This is a genomic window from Rhodosalinus sp. (genome assembly GCF_046542825.1).
Lineage (GTDB): Bacteria > Pseudomonadota > Alphaproteobacteria > Rhodobacterales > Rhodobacteraceae > Rhodosalinus.
The window spans coordinates 1-11,207 of record NZ_JBKHAQ010000092.1; the positions used below are offsets into that span (position 1 = coordinate 1).

Sequence of the window (11,207 nt, forward strand, 5' to 3'; positions counted from 1 at the left end):
AAACGCTTCGATCCGAAGGCCGCCTATCGCAGGCAGTGGATCGCGGAGGGGCAGAAGGCGCCGCCGCAAGGCGCGCTCGACTATTTCGAGGCAATCCCGCGGCGCTGGGGGCTCTCGCCCTCCGATCCCTACCCGGAGCCGGTCGTCGCGCCCGACGAGGGCAGAAAGATCGCGCTTCAAACCTATGAGAACAGGGAGTTCTGACTGCCAGGGCGCCCCGGGGTTGCCGCCCGCAGCGCTTTCCGCATAGCTAACGCGAAACATCGGTGGGACTTGTCCATGATCCTGACCTCGACCGAAGGCCAGACAGCTTTGCCGCGCTACTTCGCGCGGATCTTCGACATGGCGTCACGCATGAACGCGGGGCGCGTGGACTTCGTTATGCCGGACGGGCGGCGGTTCCGCGCCGAGGGCCGCAGCCCCGGCCCCGTGGCGGAACTGCACCTGCACAGCGACGACGTCTTCGCCCGGCTCCTGCGCGAGGGCGACGTGGGCTTCGCCGAGGCCTACATCGACGGCGACTGGAGCACGCCAGACCTGCAGGCCTTCATGGACCTGCTGCACGCCGGCAACGACGAGATCTACGACGGGTTTCCCGCCATGGCTCTGGTGCGGGCGCTGGAGCGCCTCCGCTTCTGGCTGCAGTCCAACACCAGGCGGCAGGCCAAGAGGAACATCGCCGCGCACTACGACCTTGGCAACGACTTCTACCGCCTCTGGCTCGACGACACGATGACCTATTCCTCGGCGCTCTTCGAGACCGGACAGGAGAGCACCGAGAAGGCGCAGGAGGCGAAATACGCCGCGCTGGCCGACAAGCTCGACGTGAAGCCCGGCGATCACGTGCTGGAGATCGGCTGCGGCTGGGGCGGCTTCGCCGAATATGCCGCGCGCGAGCGGGGGGTGCGGGTGACCGGGCTGACGATCAGCCGGGCGCAGTTCGACTTCGCGCAGGCGCGCATCGCGAAGGCGGGGCTCAGCGACCGGGTCGAGCTGAAGCTGCAGGATTACCGCGACGAGCGCGGGCAATATGACGCTGTCGCCTCGATCGAGATGTTCGAGGCGGTGGGCGAACGCTACTGGCCGGTGTTCTTCGACGCGTTGCGCGACCGGCTCAAGCCCGGGCGCCGCGCCGCGCTGCAGGTCATCACCGTCGAGGACAAGCGCTGGGAAAGCTACCGCAAGAGCGTGGACTTCATCCAGAAATACATCTTCCCCGGCGGGATGCTGCCCTCCCCCTCCGTGCTCCGGCGCGAGACCGAGCGCGCGGGGCTGACCTTTGCCGGCAGCCACGAGTTCGGCGACAGCTACAGCCAGACGCTGCGCCGCTGGCACGACAGCTTCACCGAGACCTGGCCGAAGGCCGAGGCGATGGGCTTCGACGAGCGGTTCCGGCGGATGTGGGCCTATTATCTCACCTCTTGCGCCTCGCTCTTTCAGAGCGGAATGTGCGACGTGACGCAGATCACCGTGCAAAGGCCCGCCTGATATGCCCACGGCCGCGCGCCTCGTTGCCGCCATCGTGCTTGCCGCGGTCGGCTGGTTCGCCTCGGAACTGGTCAAGCCGCTGATCGAGGCGCAGACCGGGCGCACGGAATTCGGCGGCCTGTCGCTGATCAACCTCGTTCTCGGCGCGCTCTGCGGCTGGATCGTGATCGGAAAGCGCGCGGGGCGCGGTTATTCCGCGGCCATCGGCAACGGGCTGACGGGGGGGGCTGCGCTGGTCTTCTGGGCGCTTTTCGTTCAGGCGGTGCGCGAGATGGTGGACCGTTCGCTTGCACGGCGCTACGACGGGCCGGTGGAAGCGATCGCCGGCGTCTTCGAACTGATCGTCGAATACGGGGCCTTCCTGGTGAACACGCAGATGCTGGTAGCGCTGGTCGGCGGCGCCATCCTGGCAGGGCTCGCCTCAGAGTTCGCGGCCGGCCGCTGGCGCTGAGAGGGTCGCGGGTGCCTTCGGTCTTTCTCTACGGCACGCTGCGCCACGAGCCGCTTCTGGCCCGCGTGCTGGGTGCGACACCGGGGCCGATGCGCCCGGCGCGCCTGCCGGATCACGCCGTCCGCAGCGTGGCCGGCGCGCCCTATCCGGCGCTTGTGACGGCTGCGGACGAGGGGGCCGATGGCGTCCTGCTCACCGTCCCCGACGCCGCTGGCTGGGGCCGGCTGTGCCACTACGAGGGCGCCTTCGGCTATGCACCTGCGCAAGTCACGGTCGAGACGCCCGAGGGGACCGTCACGGCGTGGGTGTTTCGCCCCGCGCAAACGCCGGCGACCGGTGGGGCATGGTCGCTTGCGGCCTGGGTCCGCACCTGGGGGGCTCTGAGCGTCGAGGCGGCCGGCGAGGTCATGGCGCACATGGGGCACAAGAGCCCGCGCGAGATCGGCCGCGATTTCGACATGATCCGCGGCAGGGCGCATTCGCGTCTGCTGGCCAGGCTGACCCGGCCGCGCCCGCCGGTGCTGACCGCGCTGACGCAGGCCGAGGTCAGGCTGATCGCGCATCGGCGCCCCTACGCCGGCTATTTCGCCTTCGAGGAGCAGGACCTGCAATTCCCCCTCTTCGGCGAGGGACACAGCGAGACGGTTTCGCGCGCCGCGCTGGTCGCGACCGACGCGGCGCTGGTGCTGCCCTACGACCCGCGCCGCGACGAGGTGCTGCTTCTCGAACAGTTCCGGCCCGGCCCCTACCTGCGCGGCGACCCGCGGCCCTGGTGCCTGGAACCTGTGGCCGGACGTGTCGACGCCGGAGAGGACCCGGAGGCGACCGCGCGCCGCGAAACCGAGGAAGAGGCCGCCGTGACGCTGGAGCGGCTCGAGACGATCTCGCGGTGCTATCCGTCGCCCGGCTGTTCGACGGAGTTCTTTCACATCTATCTGGGCCTCGTTGACCTCTCGCGCCCGCCCGCAGAGGTGGGCGGGCTGGCGGAAGAGGCCGAGAACATCCGCCGGCATGTCCTGCCCCTCCGGACGGTCGTAGGCTGGGCCGACGCCGGGCTTCTGGACGTGGCACCGCTGGAACTGGCGGTGCACTGGCTGGCCCGGCACCGCGACCGCCTGCGAGCTTCGGGTTGAGTCGCGCGGGACCCGCGCCTAGACAGGGCAGGCACCCACAGACGAGGCCCAAAAATGCGCGTGGCGAGAGACCTTGCCGAAGCGGTCGGCAACACCCCCCTGATCCGGTTGCACGGACCCAGTGAGGTCACGGGCTGCGAGATCTGGGGCAAGGCAGAGTTCATGAATCCCGGCCAGTCGGTCAAGGACCGCGCCGCGCTCTGGATCATCCGCGACGCCGTGGCGCGCGGCGAACTGGGCCCCGGCGGCACCATCGTCGAGGGCACGGCGGGCAACACCGGGATCGGGCTGGCGCTGGTGGGCGCCTCGATGGGGTTCCGGACGGTCATCGTGATCCCCGAGACGCAGAGCCAGGAAAAGAAGGACATGATCCGCCTCGCCGGCGCGGAGCTGGTCGAGGTGCCGGCGGCGCCCTATCGCAATCCCAACAACTACGTCCGCTATTCCGGCCGGCTGGCCGAGCGGCTGGCGCAGTCCGAGGCGCAGGGCGCGATCTGGGCCAACCAGTTCGACAACGTGGCCAACCGGCAGGCGCATGTCGAGAGCACGGGCCCGGAAATCTGGGAGCAGACCGCGGGAAAGGTCGACGGCTTCATCTGCGCCGTGGGATCGGGCGGGACGCTGGCCGGCGTGGCGCAGGCGCTGCAGCCCAGGGGCGTCAGGATGGGGCTCGCCGACCCGATGGGCGCCGCGCTTTACAGCTACTACACCACCGGCGAGTTCAAGGCGGAGGGCAGCTCGATCACCGAAGGCATCGGGCAGGGGCGGATCACCGCCAACCTCGAGGGGTTCACGCCCGATTTCTGCTGCCAGATCCCGGACGAAGAGGCGTTGCCGGTGGCCTTCGACCTGCTGGAGCGCGAGGGCCTGTGCCTTGGCGGCTCGTCGGGCGTGAACGTGGCCGGCGCGATGCGCATGGCGCGCGAGATGGGGCCAGGGCACACCATCGTAACCATCCTGTGCGACTACGGCACGCGCTACCAGTCCAAGCTCTTCAACCCCGCTTTCCTGCGCGAGAAGGGCCTGCCGGTGCCGCGCTGGATGGAGCGTGACGCGGTCGACATGCCGGATGTGACGGTCGCCCCGGAATGAGTCCGGGCCTTTTCCGTCTGGCGACGATTCCGGCGTTTCTGGTGGCGCTGTGGCTGATGACCGGCGCCGCCTTGGCGCAGACCGGGTCCGAGCCGCCCGATTACGAAGAATGGCAGCGCACCGCCGAACGTGCCGAGCAGGTCGTCGAGCGCGCGGCCGCCTCGACCGAGGCGCTGGAGGCATTGCGCACGCAGCTTGCGGGATGGCGCGAACAGCTTCTTGCCGCGCAGAGCCGGAACGCCAGCCGGATCGAGACGCTGCAGTCACAACTCGAGGCGCTTGGGCCGCCACCCGAGGCGGGCGAGACCGAGCCAGCGGATATCGCGCAGCGCCGCGCCGAGCTGGAGGAGCAACTCGAGGATCTGCGCGCGCCGATCCGGAACGCCGAGGCAGCCTTTACCCGCGCCCAGGGCCTGATTTCAGAGATCGACGCGATCATCCGCGCCCGTCAGGTCGACGCGCTGCTGTCGCTCGGCGCCACGCCGCTCAACCCCGTGAACTGGATTCGGGGACTGGAAGAGGTCGGGCAGGCCGCGCGCGCGATGGAGCAGGAGGTGTCGACCGCCTTCGCGACCCCTTCGCGCGTGGCGGAAGCGCGCAACAAGCTGCCGGCGATCTTTCTGCTGGTGGTCGGCGGTTTCGTGCTGTTGCTGCGCGGGCATCGCTGGGTCGACAGGGCCGGCACCCAGATGCGCGCGCACACACGCCGCGGCACCGGCGTCTGGTCGCTGCTGATCTCGATCGGGCATATCCTGCTGCCGCTTGCGGGTCTTTCGGCCATCATCTTCGCGGCGGCCTACAGCGGCCTCGCCGGGTCACGCCTGTCGCGGATGCTTGCCTTTCTGCCGCTGGCCTTCGCGCTGCTTCTGGGCTACCGCTGGTTGGGGCAGCGGCTCTACAGCGAGGTGGACGCAGAGGCCGTCATCCCGCTGGCAGAGGGCCCCCGGCGCGAGGCGCGCTATTACAGCACATTACTCGCGCTGCTCCTCGTCATCCAGATCACGATCGGCGCCTTCGTCGGTCTGGGCGATCTCTCGCAGGCCACGGAAGCGGTGCTTCAGTTCCCGGTCACCGTCCTGATGGGGCTTGTGCTGTTCCGGATGGGCGTGATCCTTGGGCGCTGCCGCGGTGTATCCGACGACGACGACGAAAGCGCCTTCGTCGCCCGTGCGATCCGGCTGCTCGGGCGGGCCTCGATGGTCGTGGGGGCACTGATGCCGCTGCTGGCCGCCGTCGGGTATCTGAACGCCTCGATGCTGATCAGACCCTGGGTCGTGTCCCTGGCGATACTGGGCCTGCTGCTGATCCTGCAACGCCTGGTGCGCGATCTGGAGCAGCTCATCACGGGGCGCGAGACGGCGGGCGAAGGGCTGATCCCTGTCCTCATGGGAATGGTTCTGACGATCGCCGCACTGCCGTTCCTCGCGTTGGTCTGGGGCGCGCGGGTCGCCGACCTGACCGAGCTCTGGGCGCGCTTCCGCGAAGGCTTCGTGCTGGGCGAGACCCGCGTGTCGCCCACCGATTTCCTGGTCTTCGTCGTCATCTTCATGCTCGGCTATCTGGCGACGCGGGCGCTTCAGGGCGGCTTGCGCAACTCGCTTCTGCCGCGCACGGCGCTCGACAAGGGCGCACAGACGGCGCTCGTCTCGGGCACCGGCTACGTCGGCATCTTCCTCGCCGCGCTGATCGCGATCTCGGCCACGGGCATCGACCTGTCGTCGCTTGCCATCGTGGCCGGCGCGCTCTCGGTCGGCATCGGCTTCGGCCTGCAGAACATCGTCCAGAACTTCGTCTCCGGCATCATCCTGCTGATCGAGCGCCCGGTGTCCGAGGGAGACTGGATCGAGGTCGGCGGTCAGATGGGCATCGTGCGCAAGATCTCGGTCCGCTCGACGCGGATCGAGACCTTCGACCGGACCGACGTGATCGTGCCCAACGGCGATTTCGTCTCCGGCGTGGTCACCAACTGGACCCGCGGCAACACCATCGGCCGCGTGATCGTGCCCGTGGGCGTGGCCTACGGCACCGACACGCGAAAGGTAGAGCGTATCCTGCGCGAGGTCGCGGAGGATCACCCGATGGTCGTGATGCAGCCGCCGCCCTCGGTCTTCTTCATGGGCTTCGGCGCGGATTCGCTCGACTTCCAGATCCGGGCGATCCTGCGCGACGTGAACTGGGTGCTGAACGTTCAGTCCGACATGAACCATGCTATAGCGAAGCGGTTCGCAGAGGAGGGAATCGAGATTCCCTTCGCGCAGCGCGACGTCTGGCTGCGCAACCCCGAGACTCTCGCCCGCGAGACCGCGCCGGGCACTGCCGACGCACCTGCTGCGCTTGAACCTGCACCTGTTCCCCGCGCGCCGGACCCCTTCCTCGATCGGCCGGAGACCGATTCCGACAGCGACGCGGACATGCGGTGACGCGGCCCGGCGCTGCCCGGTCACACTCCCCGCGGCGGGCGGAATTTCCCGGTTCGGCGAGCCGGATCCCCGCCCTCCGGATCGCCCGCTGCCGGTGTCACGCCCCGTCAGGACCGGTTTCCCCTGCGCTGCTGGGGCGGCGGTTCCGTTCAGAACAGCCCCTCCACGAAACCGTCGGCGTTCAAACGGATCGATTCGGCCGCCGGCACCGAGGGCAGGCCGGGCATCGTCATGATCTCGCCGCAGATCGCCACGACGAAGCCCGCGCCGGCCGCGAGCCGCACCTCGCGCACCGGGATGCTGAAACCCTCCGGCGCGCCGCGCCGCGCGGGGTCGGTGGTGAAGCTGTACTGCGTCTTGGCCATGCACACGGGCAGATGGCGGAAGCCCGCGGCCTCCCACTCCTTGAGCTGGTTGACGACCCTGACGTCGGCCACCACCGCATCCGCGCGGTAGATGCGCTTCGCGATGGTCTCGATCTTCTCCAGCAGGCCCATGTCGTCGGGGTAGAGCGGCTGGAACGCCGCCGCACCGCTCTCGGCCAGCGCGACAACCCGGTGCGCCAGCTCCTCCGTGCCTTCGGACCCCAGCGCCCAGTGCCTGCAGAGCACCGCCTCCGAGCCCATGCCGGCGACGTAGTCCTGCACCGCCGCGATCTCGGCCTCTGTGTCGCCGGCGAAATGGTTGATCGCCACCACCACCGGCACACCGAAACCCTTCACGTTCTCGATGTGCCGGCCAAGGTTCGGGCAGCCCGCCCGCACCGCCTCGACGTTCTCGGCGCCCAGGTCGGCCTTGGCCACGCCGCCGTTCATCTTCATCGCGCGCACCGTGGCCACCACCACCACCGCATCGGGCGCGATGCCGGCCTTGCGGCACTTGATGTTCATGAACTTCTCGGCGCCGAGGTCCGCGCCGAAGCCCGCCTCGGTCACCACGTAGTCGGCAAGCTTCAATGCCGTCCGCGTCGCCATGACCGAGTTGCAGCCATGCGCGATGTTGGCGAAGGGGCCGCCGTGCACGAAGGCGGGGTTGTTCTCCAGCGTCTGCACAAGGTTGGGCTGGATCGCGTCCTTGAGCAGCACGGCCATCGCCCCGTCCGCGCCGATGTCGCGGCAGGTGACCGGTGCCTTGTCGCGGGTATAGGCCACGATGATGTCGCCCAGCCTGCGCTCGAGGTCGGCGAGGTCAGAGGCGAGGCACAGGATCGCCATGACCTCGGACGCCACCGTGATGTCGAAGCCGGTCTGCCGCGGGAAGCCGTTGGGCACGCCGCCAAGCGAGGTCACGATGTCGCGCAGCGCGCGGTCGTTCATGTCCATCACCCGGCGCCAGACCACGCGGCGCTGGTCGATGTCCAGCTTGTTGCCCCAGTAGATGTGGTTGTCGATCATCGCGGCGAGCAGGTTGTGCGCGCTGGTGATCGCGTGGAAATCGCCGGTGAAATGCAGGTTCATCTCCTCCATCGGCACCACCTGCGCGCGCCCGCCGCCGGCCGCGCCCCCCTTCATCCCGAAGCAGGGCCCGAGCGAGGCCTCGCGGATGCAGACGGCGGCCGTCTTGCCGATGCGGTTCAGCCCGTCGCCAAGGCCCACGGTGGTCGTGGTCTTGCCCTCGCCCGCGGGCGTGGGGTTGATCGCGGTCACCAGGATCAGCTTGCCGACGGGCCGCCCCTCGAGGCCCGCGATGAACTCCTGCGAGACCTTGGCCTTGTCATGGCCGAAGGGCAGCAGGTCGCCCTCGCCGATCCCAAGCTTGGCGCCGATTTCCCGGATCGGGCGCTTGCGGGCCTCGCGGGCGATCTCGATGTCGGATTTGTGGCTCATGTCCGTCCCTTGTGGCGTGCGGCGATTTCGGGCGCGTTTCCTGCCCGCCTATACCGCGCGGCTGCGCGGGACCAACGCGTGTTTCCGACATTTCCCGCCGCTGTTGCGGCGGTGTGCCGCGGCGCCGCGGACCCGCGCGCCTGCCGGAAGACGGCCAGCCGACCCCGCAGGGCGGCAGACACCCGGCCACATCCGCAAGGCCCCTCGCGCACCCCGGGCGGGGCCTTCTCTTCGCTCAGCCGCCCGCGCGGGCCGCGGCGAGATGCGGCCAGACCGGCTGATCCGGGACGTGCAGGCGCAGCGTCTCTCCCACGCGGATCGTGCCCTCGCGCTCCACCCAGGCGGTGACGCCTCGGCGCCCTGCAGCTGCCGTGCGAAACGCGCGACCGTGCCCCGGCGCCTCTGCCTCGATCACCTCGGCCGGCAGGTGGCAGGGCCGGTTCTCCATGTCCACGACCAGCGTCGCGCCCTCCGGCGCCTGGAGCCGCGACGAGGGCGGCACGCAGCTGAAATCGGGGATGCCCTCGATCAGCAGCGAGGCGCCCAGCCAGGCGGGGTCCAGTCGCGGCACCCCCATCTTCGCCGCGATCCTGTTCAGCTCTTCGGCCGACAGGATCGAGAGCTGGCGAACGTTCCGGATCTCGGTCCCCCTGGGGTGCTGCGCGGTCACGCGTGAACACGAGGGCCGCGTCACGCCGCCATGCGCCTCGCCTGCAATCCCGGCAAAGGTCAGCCGCGCCTCTGTCAGCGTCTCGGCGCGCAGGCTCGCATCGCGGTCCGTGACGCGGCCGATCCAGCGGATCGTCGCGTGGAACCCGGTGGGCTTCAGGGCGGGCATGTTCGATCTCCCTTGCGGGTCGGGACGAACGCTAGACCGCGCCCCAGGCAGCCACAACGCCGTTTTTGTACCGGGCCGGCCGGAAGCCTGCTAGACTGTGCGGCGCCCGGGCAGCCGGGCGGCCTGATCGGTGGAGGGCGGGACATGGCCTATGTGGACGGCGTGCTGGCAGCGGTGCCGGCGGACGGGAAGGAAGCATATCTGGATCACGCGGCGCGCGCGGCAGAACTGTTCCGCGCGCATGGCGCGCTCTCGGTGGTGGAGTGCTGGGGCGACGACCTGCCCGAGGGCAAGCGCAACTCGATGCACACGGCCGTCCTGCGCGAACCGGGCGAGACGGTTGTGCTGTCGTGGATCACCTGGCCGTCGAAGGCGGTTCGCGATACGGGCTGGGAAGCCGTCATGGCCGATCCGCGGATGACGGAGGAGGCGAATCCGCTGCCCTTCGACGGCAGCCGCATGATCTTCGGCGGCTTCGACATGATCTTCGAAGGCTGAAACGGGAAGCCCCCGGCGCTAGGGCCGGGGGCTTCGATTCGACGCGACGGCTCAGGTCGGTTCCGGCTCCATGTCCGGTCCCGGTTCGATCGGCGGCTTGCGCTTCGGCCGGGTCTTGGGGATCGCCGTGACCGAGGGCGCGCTGCCGGACGACGGCCTGTCGTCCTCGTCCTCGCCCAGGTGCGGAGGCTCGCCGCGGATCACGCGCTTGATCTCTTCGCCGGTGAGCGTCTCGTATTCGAGCAGGCCCTCTGCAAGCCGCTCCCACTCTTCCTTGCGCTCCATCAGGATCGCGTAGGCGCGGTCGTAGGCATCCGAGACGATGCGCTTCACCTCTTCCTCGATCAGTTCCTTGGTATGCGCGGACACCGACAGGCCGGCTGTCTGGCCCGAATAGCCCTCGTGCGCCTCGGCATAGTCGATGTTGCCCACCTTGTCGGACATGCCCCAGCGCAGCACCATCGCGCGCGCCAGCGCACTCGCCTGCTGGATGTCGCCCGCAGGCCCGTTCGAGACCATGTCCTCGCCGTACTTGATGATCTCGGCCGCCTTGCCGGCCATGGTCATGGCGAGCTTTTCCTCGCACTCGGACTTGTGCCAGTTCAGGCGGTCGATTTCCGGCAGGCTGACCACCATGCCCAGCGCGCCGCCGCGCGGGATGATCGTGGCCTTGTAGACCGGGTCGCACTGCGGCAGCGTCAGACCCACGATGGCATGGCCGGCCTCGTGATAGGCGGTCTTTTCCTTCTGCTCGGGCGTCAGCACCATGGACCGCCGCTCGGCGCCCATCATCACCTTGTCCTTCGCGTTCTCGAAGTCCTCCATGGTGACGAAGCGCCGGCCCACGCGCGCCGCCATCAGCGCCGCCTCGTTGACGAGGTTGGCGAGATCCGCGCCGGAGAAGCCCGGCGTGCCGCGCGCAATCAGGCGAAGATCGACATTCGGGCCCAGCGGCGTCTTGCGGGCGTGCACGCCAAGGATCTTCTCGCGCCCCTTGATGTCGGGGTTGGGCACGGTGATCTGCCGGTCGAAGCGACCGGGGCGCAGCAGCGCCGGGTCCAGCACGTCCTTGCGGTTCGTCGCGGCGATGATGATGACGCCCTCGTTCGCCTCGAAGCCGTCCATCTCGACCAGAAGCTGGTTCAGCGTCTGCTCGCGCTCGTCGTTGCCGCCGCCGTAGCCCGCGCCGCGGTGCCGGCCCACGGCGTCGATCTCGTCGATGAAGACGATGCAGGGTGCGTTCTTCTTCGCCTGCTCGAACATGTCGCGCACCCGGCTCGCACCCACGCCCACGAACATCTCGACGAAGTCGGAGCCGGAGATGGTGAAGAAGGGCACGCCCGCCTCGCCGGCGATGGCACGCGCCAGCAGGGTCTTGCCGGTCCCCGGGGGGCCGACCAGCAGCGCGCCTTTCGGGATCTTGCCGCCGAGCCGCGAGAACTTCTGCGGGTTGCGCAGGAA

Annotated in this window: 10 protein-coding genes; 7 read left to right on the forward strand and 3 right to left on the reverse strand. The window is 69.2% G+C overall.

Going from position 1 to position 11,207, the window contains the following annotated elements; genetic code table 11:
- The 6 genes from ACLFOB_RS11605 to ACLFOB_RS11630 form a co-directional block, all read left to right on the forward strand.
- The coding region (locus ACLFOB_RS11605; protein ID WP_410926162.1) for an FAD-binding domain-containing protein at positions 1 to 204 on the forward strand (204 nt) is incomplete at its 5' end.
- Between the two features lie 75 nt (positions 205 to 279).
- Positions 280 to 1,488 (forward strand): class I SAM-dependent methyltransferase, encoded by a 1,209-nt coding sequence (locus tag ACLFOB_RS11610; protein WP_410926163.1) that lies wholly within the window; start codon positions 280 to 282, stop codon positions 1,486 to 1,488.
- A 1-nt stretch (position 1,489) separates the two neighbouring features.
- Positions 1,490 to 1,939 (forward strand): TrgA family protein, encoded by a 450-nt coding sequence (locus ACLFOB_RS11615; RefSeq protein ID WP_410917170.1) that lies wholly within the window; start codon positions 1,490 to 1,492, stop codon positions 1,937 to 1,939.
- A gap of 11 nt (positions 1,940 to 1,950) precedes the next feature.
- The gene (locus ACLFOB_RS11620; RefSeq protein ID WP_410926164.1) at positions 1,951 to 3,072 is read left to right on the forward strand and encodes an NUDIX domain-containing protein; all 1,122 of its coding nucleotides are present in this window, start codon (positions 1,951 to 1,953) and stop codon (positions 3,070 to 3,072) included.
- A gap of 54 nt (positions 3,073 to 3,126) precedes the next feature.
- Positions 3,127 to 4,164 carry a cysteine synthase A gene (locus ACLFOB_RS11625; RefSeq protein WP_410926165.1) on the forward strand — a complete coding sequence of 346 codons (1,038 nt, stop codon included), beginning with the start codon at positions 3,127 to 3,129 and terminating at the stop codon, positions 4,162 to 4,164.
- The gene (locus ACLFOB_RS11630; protein ID WP_410926166.1) at positions 4,161 to 6,584 is read left to right on the forward strand and encodes a DUF3772 domain-containing protein; all 2,424 of its coding nucleotides are present in this window, start codon (positions 4,161 to 4,163) and stop codon (positions 6,582 to 6,584) included. Before ACLFOB_RS11625 ends, ACLFOB_RS11630 begins: the two co-directional genes overlap by 4 nt.
- A 149-nt stretch (positions 6,585 to 6,733) precedes the next feature.
- Here ACLFOB_RS11630 and ACLFOB_RS11635 read toward each other — a convergent pair whose 3' ends face one another.
- The gene (locus ACLFOB_RS11635; protein WP_410926167.1) at positions 6,734 to 8,410 is read right to left on the reverse strand and encodes a formate--tetrahydrofolate ligase; all 1,677 of its coding nucleotides are present in this window, start codon (positions 8,408 to 8,410) and stop codon (positions 6,734 to 6,736) included.
- A gap of 235 nt (positions 8,411 to 8,645) precedes the next feature.
- Entirely contained in the window at positions 8,646 to 9,248 is a 603-nt protein-coding gene (locus tag ACLFOB_RS11640; RefSeq protein ID WP_410926168.1) for an MOSC domain-containing protein, read from the reverse strand.
- Positions 9,249 to 9,392: 144 nt separating this feature from the next.
- On the opposite strand from ACLFOB_RS11640, the gene ACLFOB_RS11645 reads away from it, so the two are divergent.
- Positions 9,393 to 9,746 carry a DUF1428 domain-containing protein gene (locus ACLFOB_RS11645; protein WP_410916932.1) on the forward strand — a complete coding sequence of 118 codons (354 nt, stop codon included), beginning with the start codon at positions 9,393 to 9,395 and terminating at the stop codon, positions 9,744 to 9,746.
- Positions 9,747 to 9,797: 51 nt separating this feature from the next.
- On the opposite strand, the gene ftsH is transcribed toward ACLFOB_RS11645, so the two are convergent.
- Positions 9,798 to 11,207: ATP-dependent zinc metalloprotease FtsH (ftsH, locus tag ACLFOB_RS11650; RefSeq protein ID WP_410926169.1), on the reverse strand; the 1,410-nt coding region annotated here is incomplete at its 5' end.

Coding starts and splice junctions, on each gene's coding strand:
- ACLFOB_RS11610 (WP_410926163.1), top strand. CDS start 280: ATGATCCTGACCTCGACCGAAGGCCAGACAGCTTTGCCGCGCTACTTC.
- ACLFOB_RS11615 (WP_410917170.1), top strand. CDS start 1,490: ATGCCCACGGCCGCGCGCCTCGTTGCCGCCATCGTGCTTGCCGCGGTC.
- ACLFOB_RS11625 (WP_410926165.1), top strand. CDS start 3,127: ATGCGCGTGGCGAGAGACCTTGCCGAAGCGGTCGGCAACACCCCCCTG.
- ACLFOB_RS11630 (WP_410926166.1), top strand. CDS start 4,161: ATGAGTCCGGGCCTTTTCCGTCTGGCGACGATTCCGGCGTTTCTGGTG.
- ACLFOB_RS11635 (WP_410926167.1), bottom strand. CDS start 8,410: ATGAGCCACAAATCCGACATCGAGATCGCCCGCGAGGCCCGCAAGCGC.
- ACLFOB_RS11640 (WP_410926168.1), bottom strand. CDS start 9,248: ATGCCCGCCCTGAAGCCCACCGGGTTCCACGCGACGATCCGCTGGATC.
- ACLFOB_RS11645 (WP_410916932.1), top strand. CDS start 9,393: ATGGCCTATGTGGACGGCGTGCTGGCAGCGGTGCCGGCGGACGGGAAG.